This window comes from Streptomyces sp. P13-3-3, assembly GCF_050571355.1.
GTDB lineage: Bacteria > Actinomycetota > Actinomycetes > Streptomycetales > Streptomycetaceae > Streptomyces > Streptomyces althioticus.
Genome location: NZ_CP192228.1, coordinates 986,370 through 1,001,196 on the forward strand (window position 1 = coordinate 986,370; position 14,827 = coordinate 1,001,196).

Here is a 14,827-nt window from a genome sequence, read left to right on the forward strand (position 1 = left end):
GCGGGCGCCCGCGAGCGAGGGAGACACCACCATGAAGCTGCTGCGCGTCGGTACGGCGGGACGGGAACGGCCCGCGCTGCTCGACCCCGACGGGACCCTGCGGGACCTGTCCGGACTCGTCGCGGACATCGACGGGACGCTCCTCGCCGACGAGGACGCCCTCGGCCGGATCAGGAACGCGGCCGCCGCCGGCGACCTGCCCGCGCTGGACGCGACGGGACTGCGCACCGGGCCGCCGCTCGCGCGGATCGGCAAGATCGTGTGCATCGGGCTGAACTACCACGACCACGCCCGCGAGACCGGCGCCGAGCCGCCCGCCGAGCCGGTGGTCTTCCTCAAGGCCCCGGACACCGTCGTCGGCCCCGACGACACGGTGCTGATCCCGCGCGGGTCGGTGAAGACCGACTGGGAGGTCGAACTCGCCGTCGTGATCGGCCGGACCGCGCGGTACCTGGAGTCGGCGGAGGAAGGACTCGCGCACGTCGCCGGGTACGCCGTCGCCCACGACGTCTCCGAGCGGGAGTTCCAGATCGAACGCGGCGGCACCTGGGACAAGGGCAAGAACTGTGAGACGTTCAACCCGCTCGGCCCCTGGCTGGTCACCGCCGACGAGGTGCCCGACCCGCAGGACCTGTCCCTGCGGCTGTGGGTCAACGGCGAGCTGAAGCAGGACGGCACGACGGCCGAGCAGATCTTCCCCGTCGGCGAGGTCGTGCGCTACGTCAGCCGCTTCATAACCCTGTACCCGGGCGACGTCGTCAACACCGGCACCCCGGCGGGCGTGGCGATGGGCCACCCCGAGCCGAAGCCGTACCTGAGGGCCGGGGACGTGGTCGAGCTGGAGGTCACGGGGCTGGGCCGGCAACGGCAGGTGCTGGCGCAGGCGTAGGGCACGGCGCGGGAGCGCGGGTGTCCCCGCGCTCCCCGCCCGGCCGTCGTACGCGCCCTTCCCCGGCGGGCCCCGCCCCGCCACACTGGGTCCGCCCGACGCCGGTCACGCCCGCTTCCTGGGCGGGGCGAGGGGGTGGGGGGCGGACCCGGGGGGAGTTAGGGGTGTGACGGTGGGTGAGGACCCGTCCGAGGACGAGGTGTGGGCAAAGTTGGACGCGTATCTGGCTCGCGGCAAAGGGAAAGGAAGCGGTCGCACCGCGGCGGACTTCACCCTCGCCCGGCTGCCCCTGCTCCGCGCTTCGGTCACCCGTCACATCGAACGGCGTACCGAGGCGACACGGCACGAACCCGGCTCCGTCGACCTCGCCGGCCGCCCCGTCTACGACGTGCTGCGGGACTACGAACTCGGCCCGCGCGACAAGCCCTTGGACAAGCCGGTGGAGCTGGTCCGCCGCGGCACGGTGAACGTGCGGTCCTGCGGCTGCGCGAACGGCCGGCAGCAGTGCGCCGACTGCAAGGGCATGACGTACCGCACCTGTGAGCCGTCCCAGCCGTGTCCCGTGTGCGCGGGGGTCTCCCCGTGCAGCCAGTACCTCAAGCACGGCGGTATCCCCAGCAGCCCGCCCCGGCCGCCCAAGGCGCGCAGGGCGGCGCACCCCGAGGAGCGGGTGACCTGCGCGGCCTGCCACACCCCCGACAGCGCGTGCCCCGGATGCCAGGGCTGGGGGAGAGTCAGGTGCGAGAAGTGCCAGGCACGCGGGCGCATCCCCTGCGGGCCTTGCAAGGCGACCGGGACCGTCACCTGCGGGACGTGCCGCGGCCAGGGGCGGACGACGTCCTGGACGGCCGGGCGGATCGCCTGGGTCTCGGAGACCGAGGCGGTGTCCCACCCCGACACGTGGCCCCGGCGCGTGACGGCCGAACTGAGGTCGGCCGGCTGGCGCAAGGACCGGCTCGGCGCCGGAGACCCGCTCCCCGACGACCTCTCCGCCGACCACCGCTCGGTCCTCGCACCACACCTGCGGCAGCACGAGGGGGAGCAGGACCGCACGGTCGTCATCGAGCGGATCACCGTCGTCCGGGCGACGCCGCGGGGCAGCGGCGACCGGGAGTACTACCTCTACCGCGGCTTCTCCGGAAACCTGGAGGTGCAGGCGCGGATCTCGGACGAGGGCAGGAGGAAGGCCGTGGCGGCGGTGCTGGCGGCCGTCGTCCTGCTCGTCGTCGTCCTCCTCCTCGTCAAGTGACCCGGGCTAGGCCCGTGACAAGAAGTGTTCCAGTGCCTCCACCACCAGCCGGTGGTCCTGGAGTTGGGGCAGGCCCGAGACCGTCACCGCGCCGATGACGCCCACGCCCTCGACCGTGATCGGGAACGAGCCGCCGTGCGCCGCGTACGTGTCCGGGTCGAGGCGGGACGACTCCTCGAACGTCGTGTTTTTCGCCCGGAACCGCGCGCCCACCAGGTAGGACGCGGAGCCGTACCGCTCCACCACGCGGCGCTTGCGGGCGATCCACGCGTCGTTGTCGGGCGTGGAGCCCGGCAGCGCCGCGTGGAAAAGCTGCTGGCCCGCGCGGTGGATGTCGATCGCGACCGGCGCCTGCCGCTCACGCGCCAGCTCCACCAGCAGGGAGCCCAGCGCCCACGCGTCGTCGTGCGTGAACTGCCGGAAGACAAGCCGGCGTTCCTGCGCCTCCAGGTCCTCCACGGTCGGGGTGAGCTCCGGCTTCTGGGTGGTCACAGCGTCACCGTCACCTTCTCGGCGGCCGAACGGCGCGCCGCTTCCAGGACGTCCAGGGCCGCGGCGGCCTCCAGCGCGGTCACCGGGTTGGGGCCGTCGGCGTGCAGCGCCCGCGCCACGGCCGCGTAGTAGGCGGGGTAGTCACCCGGCAGGGTGGGGACGGGGGCGCCACCGCCGGTCACCGGGGACTCCCCGGCGCCGAGACGGCCCCACAACTCCTCGGGCTCGGCGCCCCACTCGGTGCCGGACGCGCCCGGACGGGAGCCGTCGCGCAGGGCGGCCTCCTGCGGGTCCAGGCCGTGCTTGACGTAACCGGCCTTCGAGCCGAGGACGCGGAAGCGCGGCCCGAGCTGGGCGGTGGTCGCGGAGACGTACAGGTGGGAGCGGACACCGCTCTCGTGGGTGAGCGCGAGGAACGTGTCGTCGTCGGCCTGCGCGCCCTCGCGGCGGACGTCCGCCTCCGCGTACACCGACGTCACCGGGCCGAACAGGACCAGCGCCTGGTCGACGACATGGCTGCCGAGGTCGTACAGCAGGCCGCCGATCTCCGCCGGGTCGCCCGACTCCCGCCAGCCGCCCTTGAGCTGCGGGCGCCAGCGCTCGAAGCGCGACTCGAACCGGTACACCTCGCCCAGCTCGCCGTCGGCGATCAGCCGGCGCAGGGTGAGGAAGTCGTTGTCCCAGCGGCGGTTCTGGAAGACGGACAGCAGCAGGCCGCGCTTCTCGGCCAGCTCGGCCAGCGTGCGGGCCTGAGCCGCCGTGCCCGCGACGGGCTTGTCCACGACGACCGGCAGACCGGCCTCCAGCGCGGCGGTGGCGAGCGGGACGTGCGTCTTGTTCGGCGACGCGACGACGATCAGGTCCAGTTCGTCCGCGCGCGCCCACAGCTCGTCCGCCGAGGCGGCCACCCGTACGTCCGGGTGCTCGGCGCGGGCCTGCGCCTGCCGCTCGGGGTTCGAGGTGACGACCGTGTCGAGCGCGAGGCCCGGGGTCGCGGCGATCAGCGGGGCGTGGAACACGGAACCCGCGAGGCCGTAGCCCACGAGGCCGACGCGAAGGGGAGTGCCAGTCATGCGTCCTACTTTCGCAACGCTGTTGCCAAAGTGCAAGAGCGGGACACAATGGGCGGGTGAACAGGACGTACGGCGGTGGCATGCGAGGCGCGGGCGGCGGCGCCAACCTGCTCGCCCTGCGCAGCCACAACACCGCGCTGGTGCTGGACCTGCTGCGCACGGCCGGGACGGAGGGCATCAGCCGGCTGGAGCTGGCCGACCGCACCGGGCTCACCCCGCAGGCGGTCAGCAAGATAACCGCCCGGCTGCGCGAGGAGGGCCTCGCGGCGGAGGCCGGACGGCGGGCGTCGACGGGCGGCAAGCCGCGCACGGTGCTGCGGCTGGTGCCGGAGGCGGGGCACGCGGTGGGCGTGCATCTCGACCGCGACGAGCTGCGGGCGGTGCTGGCGGATCTCGACGGCACGGTGGTGGCGCGGCGGCACGCGGCGCTGGATCTGGGGGCGGGCGCGGAGGCTGTGCTGGGGCGGGTCGCCGCCGTGGTGGGGGAGTTGGGGGCGGAGGTCGCGGGGGCCGCCGGGGGGCGGTCGCTGCTGGGGGTGGGCGTCGCGCTGCCCGGGCCGCTCGACCATCGGCGGGGGGTGCTGCACCGGGTGACGGGGTTTCCCGAGTGGGACGGATTCCCGTTGCGGGACGCGCTGGCCGAGCGGTTGGGGGGTGTGCCGGTGGTGGTGGACAAGGACACCAACGCCGTGGCGCTCGGGCTGGCCGTCGGGGGTGAGGGCGGGTCCTTCGCCTATCTGCACCTCGGTACGGGGCTGGGGGCGGGGTTGGTCGTCGGGGGGAGTGTGCACCGGGGGCCGCGGACCGGGGCGGGGGAGTTCGGGCACCAGGTGGTGCAGCTCGACGGGCCGCGGTGCGGGTGCGGGGACCGGGGGTGCGTGGAGGCGCTGTGCCTGGCGGCGGTGGCTGGGGGGGAGATGGGGGAGGCGGCTCGGGTGCTGGGGACCGGGGCGGCGAATCTGGTGGGGTTGCTGGACATCGACCGGGTGCTGGTGGGCGGGCGGACGGTGGAGGGGGCGCCGAGGGTGTTCCTGGGCGGTGTACGGGGGGTACTTGAGGCGCGGGCGCGGCGGACGGGGGAGGAGTGTGTGGGAGTGGGCTTGGTGTCCGGGGAGTCGCGGGTTGCGGAGGGGGCGGCGCAGTTGGTGCTGGCGCCGGTGTTCGGGCAGGACGGGTGAACAGTGCACGGTGTGGGGGGTGGGCGGGGGTGCTGCGCAACCCGGCGCCGACGGGGTGCCGCCGCGCCCACCCTCCCCCACTCTCGGCTTCGCTCGAGCGGGGGGACCCCCATCGCCCCAGCGGCACGACTGCCCGCGGCCGCCGAGGGCGCGCTGTCAGCGGCCGGGGCTGCAGCACACCTCAGGGGCGCGGGGAACTGCGCGATCGGCCACGGGCGACCCGCACCCGGCGATGCGGCGGCACCACGACCCACGGGCCGCCGAGGGCGCGCCGCCAGCGGCGGGGGCTGCAGCACCCTCAGGGGCGCGGGGAACTGCGCGACTGGCCACGAACGACCCGCACCCGGCGATGCGGCGGCACCACGGCCCGCGGTCGGCGGGGGTGCGCCGCCAGCGGCCGGGGTTGCAGCACACCTCAGGGGCGCGGGGAACTGCGCGATCGGCCACGGACGACCCGCGCCGGGAAAGATTTAGGCTGGGCCCCGCAGGGCCCGACGACGGCAGGAGAGCGTGCACATGGCAGACCGCAAGCCCATCGAGTCCTGGCTCACCGACATGGACGGGGTGCTCATCCACGAAGGCGTGCCGATTCCCGGCGCGGACGCCTTCATCAAGAAGCTGAAGGACTCCGGCCGCCCCTTCCTCGTGCTGACCAACAACTCGATCTACACCCCGCGCGACCTGCACGCCCGGCTGCGCCGGCTGGGGCTCGAGGTGCCGATCGAGAACATCTGGACGTCCGCCCTGGCCACCGCCAAGTTCCTCGACGACCAGCGGCCCGGCGGCTCCGCGTACGTCATCGGCGAGGCCGGTCTGACCACCGCGCTGCACGACATCGGCTACATCCTCACCGACCACGACCCCGACTACGTGGTCCTCGGCGAGACCCGCACGTACTCGTTCGAGGCGATGACCAAGGCCGTGCGGCTGATCAACAACGGCGCCCGCTTCATCTGCACCAACCCCGACGAGACGGGCCCCTCCACCGAGGGCCCGCTCCCGGCGACCGGCGCGGTGGCCGCGCTCATCACCAAGGCGACCGGCCGGCAGCCCTACTTCGCGGGCAAGCCGAACCCGCTGATGATGCGCACCGGGCTGAACACCATCGGGGCGCACTCCGAGAGCAGCGCGATGATCGGCGACCGGATGGACACCGACGTGCTGGCGGGCATCGAGGCCGGCATGAAGACGTACCTGGTGCTGACCGGGCTGACCCGGCCGGAGCAGGTGGAGAACTTCCCGTACCGGCCGAGCAAGGTCGTCGACTCCATCGCCGACATCGTCGACCTCGTCTGATCGTCGTACGGCCGTTTCGCCGTATCTCGTTCACCCGACCGGTCCAGTGCCGCGCGTGAGAGGGTGCGGGGCCGGACCGGGCGGGGGAACCTCCGGAGTGTCTGGAGGTTCACGATGGGTAAGCGGCGACTCGCACTCTGCGCGGGTGTCCTGGCCGTCACCGCGTTCGGTCCGGCGGCCTGCGCGGCGTACGCGGCGGACGGAGGGGACGTCTCGGTGGTCCCCGCGGCTCCCGCGCCCGGCGGCGACATCGCCCTCAGGGTGACCGGGTGCGACGCGCGCGAGGCGGTCGCGCGGTCCACGGCGCTGGTGTCCGACGCCCGCCTCACCCCCGACGACGACGGCGACGGCCTCGCGGGCGACGGGCGGGTGCGGTCCACGGCCACCGCCGGGACGTACACGGTGACCGTCACCTGCGACGGCACGGAGCACAGGGGCACGGTCCAGGTCGTCCGGAAGCAGACGCCCGCCGCGGGCGCCGAGCCCGCCGCGCGGCCCTCGCCCGTGGCCCCCGTGAACGCCGGAGCAGGCGGCGCGGCACGTGACCTGGCCGGCCGTCCTGAGCAGCAGGGACCCGGCACCGCGCAGACGGTGGTCGCCCTCGCCCTGGCCGGGACCGCCGCCCTCACCGTGCACCGGGCGGCCCGCCGTCAGGCGCGGCGCGGCCGGAGGACGGGGTGACCGGCATCGTGCGTGACCTGACGAAACGGCTGCCCGCCGGCGCGGTCTGGGTGGCGCTGCTGCTCGGACTGTGGCTGTGGGGGCAGGGCCTCACCGAGGTGCCCGCGGGGACGGCCGGGCCCGCCACCGGCGACATGGCGGCGGCCGGACGCCCGCCCCTGACCGACCTGCCCACCGTGCACCGGCCGCTGAAGTCCGCGGACCCGCTCACCCTCGACATCCCCGGCCTGGAGCTGCGCGCCCCGGTCGTCGCCCGCGGCCTGGACGAGCGCGGCGCCCCCGAACCACCGCCGCTCGACCGCGCGGGCGAGGTCGGCTGGTACGCGGCCGGCGCAGCCCCCGGCGCGGAGGGCGCCGCGCTGATCGTGGGGCACGTCGACACCGAGACGCGGCCCGCCGTCTTCCACCGGCTCGACACGCTGGAGCCCGGCCAGGAGATCCGGGTGGCCCGCAGCGACGGCACCGTCGCCGAGTTCACCGTCGAGGACGTCCGCGTGCTCGACCGGGACGGCTTCGACGCGCGGGAGGCGTACGGCCCGCGCCACGACGGGCGCGCCGAACTCCGCCTGATCACCTGCGGGGGCGCCTTCGACACCGCGGCCGGCGCCTACGAGGCGAACGTCGTCGTCTCCGCGTACCTCACCGACGCCTCGGCGCCCCGCACCGACGCGTGAGCGGGGCGGGAGCCCTCCGGCCCGGCCGGCGGCCTGCTCCCCGGAGGCCGTCGGCCGGGCCGGTCCTCGACCGCGCTGAGCACGGGCCGCGGGAGGTGACCCGGCGGGACGCGCGGGAGGTGTGCGGAAGGCACGCGGGAGCACCGGCCCGGCGGTCGGCCGGCCGGCGCACCCGACTCTAGAGGGAAAGCCGGGCCCCGCCCAGGGGCCGGCGCACGTCAAGTCCCGGACCGGTCGCATTCCGTGATCGGCGCAGGTGGGCGTGGATCCGGCCACATCGCGCGCCGACGGCGCCACGGTGTCCCCGGCCCGCTGTAACAGGCCGTGGACAAGCGGCACTCGGCCGTCCTGGCGGGTCGCGGGGTGTGCCAGGATTGGGGCCCGGAACATGTGGAACAAGTGCACCCAAGGGGGGTTGGATGTACGGCAGCAGGGGGGTCGGGGCGTTCGCCGGGGGGCGGGCGTCCGCAGCGGTGCTGGGGGCGGCACTGCTGCTCGCGGGATGTTCCTCCGGGGGTGACGACGGCAAGGAGGGCTCGGCCTCGGCCGTCGTCACGCAGCAGCCGAAGGAGGCGGACCCCTTCTGGGTCAACCCGGACGGTGCCGCGGCGCGCGAGGTCGGCGAACTGCTGGGGGACGGCAGGAAGGCCGAGGCGCAGCAGCTCAGGAAGATCGCCGAGCAGCCCGTCGCGGAGTGGATCAACCCGGAGAACGCCGAGGAGCAGGCGCGGGACTTCACCGAGGGCGCCGACAAGGCGGGACGCCGCGCGGTGCTGGTCCTCTACAACATCCCGCACCGCGACTGCGGCCAGTACTCGCAGGGCGGAGCCGCGGACGGCGACGCCTACCGGGACTTCGTCGACGCGGTGGCCGAGGGCATCGGGGACCGCCCGGCGACGGTCGTGCTGGAACCGGACGCGGTGCTGCACCTGGTCGACGGCTGCACCCCGGAGGAGTTCCACGAGGAGCGCTACGACCTCCTCCACGGAGCCGTCACCAAGCTCAAGGGCCTGAAGGACACCAAGGTGTACCTGGACGCGGGCAACGCCGGCTGGGGCAACCCGGACGAGATCCACGAGCCGCTGAAGCGGGCCGGGATCGAGCGGGCCGACGGCTTCGCGGTGAACGTCTCGAACTTCTACACCACCGAGGACTCCATCGCCTACGGCAAGGAGCTGTCCGCCAAGGTCGGCGGAAAGCACTTCGTCGTCGACACCAGCCGCAACGGCAACGGCCCCTACACCGGGGGCGATCCGGACGAGCGCTGGTGCAACCCGCCCGGCCGGGCGCTCGGCGAGACCCCGACGACCCGCACGTCCGACCCGCTCGTCGACGCCTACCTGTGGATCAAACGCCCGGGGGAGTCGGACGGCGAGTGCAAGGGCGGCCCGAAGGCCGGCGAGTGGTGGGAGGACTACGCCCTGGGGCTGGCGCGCGCGTCGACGACGTAGCGGCCGGGCAGCGGAGCGACACGAGAGGGGCGCCGTGCGGATCGCACGGCGCCCCTCCCTCGTACCGGCGGGCGCGTTACGGCACCTGCACCCACTGGGCCTTGCTGGGCGTGCCGTCGCCGTCGGTGACGAACAGCATGTACCAGCCGGACTGCACCAGGTTCTTGTTCTTCGGCACGGTCACCGTGATCTGGTCGCCGTCGGTCGTGAAGTCCAGGGCGATCGAGCGCTGGTCCACGTCGGTGACGTGGGTGGTGGCGCTCGGCCGGATCAGCCGGACCTTCTTGACCGAGGCCGCGTCCTGCGAGGTGAACGTCCCGGACCCGCCGCGCTTGATGGTCTTCGGCCCTCCCGCGAGGTCGGGCTGCTCCTCGTCGCCGTACAGGTACGGCGGGGTGTAGATCTCGATGCGCTGCTCGAACTCGCCCGGCTTGGTGTTGGCCTTGTCGGCGAACAGCGAGTCCGAGCCGAAGAACATCACGCGGCCGTCGGGCAGCAGGATCGAGCCCGAGTGGTAGTTGCGGCCCACCAGCGGGTCGGCGACCCGCCGCAGCTCGTTCTTCTCGGTGTCGTAGATCCGCGCCTCGAGGATGTTGGAGTCGCTGCGGCCGCGGTAGTCCTCCGAGCCGCCGGAGATCAGCACCTCGTCGTTCGGCAGGACCGACGCCTGCGGGTAGCGGGTGCCCTTGTCGAGCGACGGACCGTCCACGAACTTCGGGTCGTCGGCCTTCAGGTCGACGATCCGGGTCTTCTCACTGGACCGCGGGGACTCGCCCACCCCGCCGCCGCCGATGACCATGTACTTCTCGTCCTGGGCGGGCGGCAGCAGCACCGTGCCGGACGTCTCCATCAGGTCGGGGTCGCTCAGGCCGGGGATCTTCTTGAACTTGTTGGTCTCCACGTCCCAGACGCCCGGCTCGCGGCCGACGTCGTCCGGCCCGTATCCCGCGTTCGACCCCGAGTAGAAGATCTTGCCGTTCTGCATCAGGAACAGTGCCGGGTAGGTGGGGAACTGCCGTTCCTTGTCGGTGTACTCCCACTCCTTGGTCTCCGGGTCGTAGATCTCGTTCTTGCCCGGGACGAGCTGGCCGATGTCGTCGAGGCCGGAGACGCTGAGGATCTTCCCGTCGCTCAGGGTGGTGAGCGTCGGGTACCAGCGGGCCTCCTTCATCGGGTCGACCTTGATGTACTTCTCCGCGACCGGGTCGAACTCGTAGGCGTCCCGGATCCCCTGGAAGTCCTTCTTGTCCAGGGCGAGCTTCTCGGCGATGCCGTACGTGTTGCGCGCGTCGTCGCCGGTGAGCCCGTGCACCCGGTAGTTGTCCTGCGTGCCGGTCTCGTACGTGGCGCCTTCCTTCTGCGCCTCGACGTAGATTCGGCCCACGCCCGGGGTGTTGCCGAGGAACTCGCCCGTCTCCGGGTCGAAGTTCTTCTCGGCGCGCGGCACGAGCACCGGGTCCTTCGACACGAAGGTCTTGCCGTTCTCCTTGCCGGTGAACTTCGTGCCCGCCGGGAGGGTGATCGGCTTGTCCGGGTTCTCGTTCTGGACGAGCATCAGGCCGCCGGCCTTCTTCACGTCGCCCTTGAGCTTCTCGTACCGCTTGGTGCCGCCCGCGATCAGCAGGTTGCCGTTGGCGAGCTGCGTGTGCCCGGTGCAGAACAGGTCGTTCGGCGTCGGGACCTTCTTGATGGTCTTCTTGACCGGGTCCCAGATCCGGGTGTCGTACCTCTTCGCGTCGAAGTTGTCCTGGTTGTTGCCCGACCCCGCGACGAGCAGCACCTTGCCGGTGCGCAGCAGCGCCGCGTGGATGGTGTTCTGCCGGTACTCCTCGGGAAACTCGACGATCTCCCACTTGCCGTTCGCGGCCTTGTACTCCGGCTGATTGATCTTGTACTGGTGGTATTTCTCGGTCCCGAAGCGGTACAGCCACGGGCCGTTCATCCCGGCCAGCGCGAGCACCACCGCCGTGCCTATCGCGATCCGACGGGCGCGACGGCGGCCTGCACGGTCAGTCATTCCTTACGTCCCCCAAGTCCACCAAGGGCGATCTGCATGGTCTGGTCGTCACCGGGGTTGCCGCCCCCGGGGCCTCCCGGCCCTTCGGGGCCCCCTGATCCGCCCGGTGCGCCGTGGGAGCCCGCCCAGTGGGGCCGGGGCTGCGGCTGGTGCGGTGCGTGCTGCTGGGGCATCCGCACGCCGTCGGCCGGGGTGGCGTCCTCGCGCGCGTGCCCCGCCGCGTGCGCGCCGGGCTTCTTCCGGTCCTGCCGCATGCCGTGACGCCAGGCGAACATCGGCGCCGCGGTGATGAGCAGGGCGAAGGTGGCCCAGATGACCATCGCCGGGTGGGAGTGCCCGAGGACGAGGCCCGCGGCGATGGAGCCACCGAAGATCAGGATGAAGTACCAGTGGTAACGGAAGGTGCCGAACCAGGTGTCCGGGCTGGCCGAGTCGCCCTTCGGGGTGACCACGAACTTGCTCTTGCGGCGCAGCACCGAGTCGATCAGCGCCTTGGCGTAGAGCGGGGCCGACAGCGCGGACATCACCATGCCGGCCACACCGCCGGAGCCTTCCGGCTCGTGCGGGGAGACGTTGTGCCGGCGGTTCCAGACGTACAGGCCGATCTGCAGCGCGGAGGCGTTGCCGTAGAGCATCAGCCAGACGGCCGGGTCGATGTTCACACCCGAGGCGCCCAGACCCAGGAACAGCGCGCAGCTGAGCGCCGCGAGGATCCAGTTCAGGGCGGACATCGGATAGAAGATGATCATCATCGTGTAGTTGAAGAGCTTGCTCGGCGGGAGCGTGAACCAGCCCTTCCAGTACTGCTTGAGGATCGTCTCGTAGGTGCCGCGCGACCAGCGCATCTGCTGGGTGAAGAAGTCGGTCCAGGCGTTGGGGCCCTCACCGACCGCCAGGACGTCCGGGGTGTAGACCGAGCGCCACTTGCGTCCGGTCTCCGGGTTCTTCGCCCGGTGCATCTCGAACCCGGTCGCCATGTCCTCGGTGATCGAGTCGTACAGGCCGCCGATCTGCTTCAGGGCCTTGATGCGCACCGCGTTGGAGGTGCCCACGAACATGGGCGAGCCGTAGCGGTTGCCGGCGCGCTGGATCAGCGCGTGGAAGAGGAACTGCTGGGACTCGGCGGCCTTGGTGACGAAGTTGTCGTAGTTGCCGTAGACCTGCGGGCCGATGACGAAGCCGACGTCCGGGTCGCGGAAGAAGCCGAGCATCCGCTCCAGGTAGTTCGGCAGCGGCACGTGGTCGGTGTCCACGGAGGCGAAGAAGTCGTAGTGGTCGCCGTGCGCGTCCAGCCAGGCGTTGTAGTTGCCGTGCTTGGTCTTGGCGCGGTGCGGGCCCTTCTTCTGGTTCCACTTCGCGACGCCCTTGCGGGAGAAGTGGTGCACGCCGAGGCGCTCGCAGACCGCCTTCACCTCGGGGTCGTCGCCCTCGTCGAGCAGCCAGACGTGCATCAGGCCCCGGTGGCGGATCCTGACGGCCGCCTCCAGGGTCTTCGTCACCATCTCCAGCGGCTCCTTGCCGGGCACGAAGGAGGTGAGGAAGGCGACCCGGGTGCCGGTCTCCGGCACCACCGGGACCGGGTCCCGGGCGACCAGCGTGGCGTGCGCGTTCGACACCACGTTCATGCAGCGGAAGAACTCGATCAGACCGATCGACACGAGCATCACGACGTCGAGGGCGGGCAGCCACTCGAACGCCGGGTGGTCGCGCTCCGTCCAGTGCGACGGCTGGAGCAGCCACACCAGCAGCACCAGCGACAGCACGGGGGCCGCCAGCAGCATCAGCGCGATGCGGATGCGGTGCGGCTCCTGCGAGATCAGCGAGCGGTACTGGACCTTGTACGGTCTGTTCGGATCGGGCTGGGTGAGGGGACCCGCGAGGCGGCTGTAGTGCTCGTAGTCGTACCTGGGCAGTGCTTTCTTGATCCGGCGGAACGTACCCGTGTTCCAGTTCCGATGGCCGGGCACCCGCAGCTGGGTGGTCTGGGACGGGTCGTCGTCCCGGTGGGCGCCCGTCGGCGTCGACGTCATGAGTCATCCCCCCACACGCGGCAAGAGCGCGTGTTTCGTCGCTTCCTTACGTCCGGGCCGGTCCCCCTCGACCTCCGGACGTGTCAGTGGCGGACCGCGGTCACCACGTCACGCACACCTTATAGACACGACTTCGTGTCCTTCCGGTTGCATGATCCCCCTTCGGTGCCGGCGCGGGGGAACGGGGTCCCTCACCCCGTCCCGGCCGACGGCCGGTGCTCCCCCCGGTCCCCCCAACGACCGCGACGGCGCGGATCGTTGAAGAGACCAGGGTCCCGGTTCGTTCCTCATGATCGCAAGGTGCGAAACACGGTGCAGACCGGGCATAAGGGGTCTTTGTGACGCCCGAGGGCGTCCTGTGATGTCACAGTTCCGTACGGGGCGCGAGAGCGTGGCGCTCAACGGGGGCGAGAGAGTTTCCGGCCAAAAACCGACGGGCCCCTCGTGGAACGAGGGGCCCGTCGTGTCGGTGCGCCGCCAGGGACTCGAACCCCGGACCCGCTGATTAAGAGTCAGCTGCTCTAACCAACTGAGCTAGCGGCGCCTGCTGACGGCAGAACTCTACAGGACTCCCGAAGGTGCTCGTGACCACCCCGGCCCGCCGCCCGCCACCCGGGGCGTCCGGTGGAGGAACGCTTTACGTCATTCGGACCGTCAAAGTGCGCGCCCCGAAGACCGTTGCGACACTGACGCTCGTGCGCAGAGGCGGAGAAACGTTCCGGGAATGTGAGGGGAATCGCATGGGGTCTCCGGTGGGCGAGGAATTCGGACCGGCCGGAGACCGCACGCGCCGCAGCCGTGCGGGTGAACGGCGGGAGCGGCCGCTTCCCCGCGCGGGGCGGCTGCGGCGCTCCCCGGCGCGGGGCGCCGCCCTTGTGGTGGCCGCTGTCGTGTCCGTCGCGCTCGGCGCCCACCCGGCCCCCGCCCAGGACAGCCGGGTCCCCGCGGGCCAGGGCGTCCCCGCAGACCAGGGGGGCGGCGGCGGGCAGGGCGTGCCGGGCCCGCTGTTCGGCTCCGACGGGCGCACGGGTCCCGCGCTGCCGCCCGGGACGATCCCCGCGATCACCCGGACGGACATCGTCAAGCGGGCCGCCGCCTGGGTCAGCCAGAAGGTCCCCTACAGCGTGTCCTCCTACTGGTCCGACGGATACCGGCAGGACTGCTCCGGCTATGTGTCGATGGCCTGGAAACTGCCCGGCAACGAATGGACGGGCAGCCTCGCGCAATACGCCGACAAAATCACCAAGGCGGAACTCCAGCCCGGTGACATCCTCCTGTTCCACAATGCGTCCGACCCGTACAACGGTTCGCACGTCGTCATTTTCGGCGGGTGGGCGAACACGGCCCGCACCCAGTACGTCGCCTACGAGCAGACCCCGCCGCACACCCGCAAGATGACGACCCCGTACGCCTACTGGAACAACTCGGCGCGCTATGTGCCGTACCGCTACAAGGGCGTGACCGACGGGGCCGCGGGGGCGGCTCCGGAGGCCGCCGTGCCCGCCTCGCCGACGTTTCCGCCCGTGCCCTCGGTGGCGGATTCCCCACCCGCCACCGAGGGCGCGGACGCCGTCGAGCCGGGCGGAGGGGCGCCGGCGCCCGCCGTGCAGGACGGTCCGCGCGGAACGGACGCCGGAGAGGGGGCGGCCGGCGTGGCACCGACGGGGCGCGGGACGACCGCGGACGGCGCTCCCGGTCCGTCGGGAACGCGGTCCGGTGAGGTCCCGGGTGGCTCAAACGGAGGTTCCGCTTCTGCCCCGGCGGGCCTTTCCCCCGCCTGACCCGACCGACCGGGGC

General features: G+C 72.3%; 12 protein-coding genes and 1 tRNA gene. 8 read left to right on the forward strand and 5 right to left on the reverse strand.

Annotation, left to right across the window (positions count from 1 at the left end; translation table 11 throughout):
* The first annotated feature begins 31 nt into the window (after nucleotides 1-31).
* Together ACQZOG_RS04535 and ACQZOG_RS04540 are read left to right on the forward strand one after the other, a co-directional pair.
* The gene (locus ACQZOG_RS04535) at nucleotides 32-889 is read left to right on the forward strand and encodes a fumarylacetoacetate hydrolase family protein (protein WP_359597345.1); all 858 of its coding nucleotides are present in this window, start codon (nucleotides 32-34) and stop codon (nucleotides 887-889) included.
* A gap of 166 nt (nucleotides 890-1,055) precedes the next feature.
* A complete protein-coding gene (locus ACQZOG_RS04540; protein ID WP_430741298.1) occupies nucleotides 1,056-2,138 on the forward strand; it encodes a hypothetical protein in 1,083 nt (360 codons plus the stop codon).
* A 6-nt stretch (nucleotides 2,139-2,144) separates the two neighbouring features.
* Here ACQZOG_RS04540 and ACQZOG_RS04545 read toward each other — a convergent pair whose 3' ends face one another.
* Together ACQZOG_RS04545 and ACQZOG_RS04550 are read right to left on the reverse strand one after the other, a co-directional pair.
* Entirely contained in the window at nucleotides 2,145-2,630 is a 486-nt protein-coding gene (locus tag ACQZOG_RS04545; RefSeq protein WP_203550747.1) for a heme-degrading domain-containing protein, read from the reverse strand.
* The gene (locus ACQZOG_RS04550) at nucleotides 2,627-3,703 is read right to left on the reverse strand and encodes a Gfo/Idh/MocA family protein (RefSeq protein ID WP_430741299.1); all 1,077 of its coding nucleotides are present in this window, start codon (nucleotides 3,701-3,703) and stop codon (nucleotides 2,627-2,629) included. Before ACQZOG_RS04550 ends, ACQZOG_RS04545 begins: the two co-directional genes overlap by 4 nt.
* An 80-nt stretch (nucleotides 3,704-3,783) precedes the next feature.
* On the opposite strand from ACQZOG_RS04550, the gene ACQZOG_RS04555 reads away from it, so the two are divergent.
* The 5 genes from ACQZOG_RS04555 (at nucleotide 3,784) to ACQZOG_RS04575 (ending at nucleotide 8,983) form a co-directional block, all read left to right on the forward strand.
* Entirely contained in the window at nucleotides 3,784-4,881 is a 1,098-nt protein-coding gene (locus ACQZOG_RS04555; protein ID WP_430741864.1) for an ROK family protein, read from the forward strand.
* Nucleotides 4,882-5,397: 516 nt separating this feature from the next.
* Complete coding sequence (locus ACQZOG_RS04560; protein WP_033274759.1) at nucleotides 5,398-6,177, forward strand: HAD-IIA family hydrolase; 780 nt, start codon at nucleotides 5,398-5,400, stop codon at nucleotides 6,175-6,177.
* A gap of 114 nt (nucleotides 6,178-6,291) precedes the next feature.
* Nucleotides 6,292-6,858 carry a hypothetical protein gene (locus tag ACQZOG_RS04565; RefSeq protein ID WP_354792841.1) on the forward strand — a complete coding sequence of 189 codons (567 nt, stop codon included), beginning with the start codon at nucleotides 6,292-6,294 and terminating at the stop codon, nucleotides 6,856-6,858.
* A complete protein-coding gene (locus ACQZOG_RS04570; RefSeq protein WP_058916233.1) occupies nucleotides 6,855-7,532 on the forward strand; it encodes a class F sortase in 678 nt (225 codons plus the stop codon). The genes ACQZOG_RS04565 and ACQZOG_RS04570 overlap by 4 nt, the downstream gene beginning before the upstream one ends.
* A 419-nt stretch (nucleotides 7,533-7,951) precedes the next feature.
* Nucleotides 7,952-8,983 (forward strand): glycoside hydrolase family 6 protein, encoded by a 1,032-nt coding sequence (locus ACQZOG_RS04575; RefSeq protein WP_033274756.1) that lies wholly within the window; start codon nucleotides 7,952-7,954, stop codon nucleotides 8,981-8,983.
* A gap of 76 nt (nucleotides 8,984-9,059) precedes the next feature.
* Here ACQZOG_RS04575 and ACQZOG_RS04580 read toward each other — a convergent pair whose 3' ends face one another.
* From ACQZOG_RS04580 to ACQZOG_RS04590, 3 genes are all read right to left on the reverse strand, one after another.
* Nucleotides 9,060-11,000 (reverse strand): galactose oxidase-like domain-containing protein, encoded by a 1,941-nt coding sequence (locus ACQZOG_RS04580; protein ID WP_193467984.1) that lies wholly within the window; start codon nucleotides 10,998-11,000, stop codon nucleotides 9,060-9,062.
* Nucleotides 10,997-13,030 carry a glycosyltransferase family 2 protein gene (locus tag ACQZOG_RS04585; protein WP_033274754.1) on the reverse strand — a complete coding sequence of 678 codons (2,034 nt, stop codon included), beginning with the start codon at nucleotides 13,028-13,030 and terminating at the stop codon, nucleotides 10,997-10,999. Before ACQZOG_RS04585 ends, ACQZOG_RS04580 begins: the two co-directional genes overlap by 4 nt.
* A gap of 470 nt (nucleotides 13,031-13,500) precedes the next feature.
* Nucleotides 13,501-13,574, reverse strand: a tRNA-Lys gene (locus ACQZOG_RS04590).
* A 334-nt stretch (nucleotides 13,575-13,908) separates the two neighbouring features.
* On the opposite strand from ACQZOG_RS04590, the gene ACQZOG_RS04595 reads away from it, so the two are divergent.
* On the forward strand, nucleotides 13,909-14,811 hold the full coding sequence (locus tag ACQZOG_RS04595) for an NlpC/P60 family protein (RefSeq protein WP_430741300.1): 903 nt from the start codon (nucleotides 13,909-13,911) through the stop codon (nucleotides 14,809-14,811).
* Nucleotides 14,812-14,827: the final 16 nt, after the last annotated feature.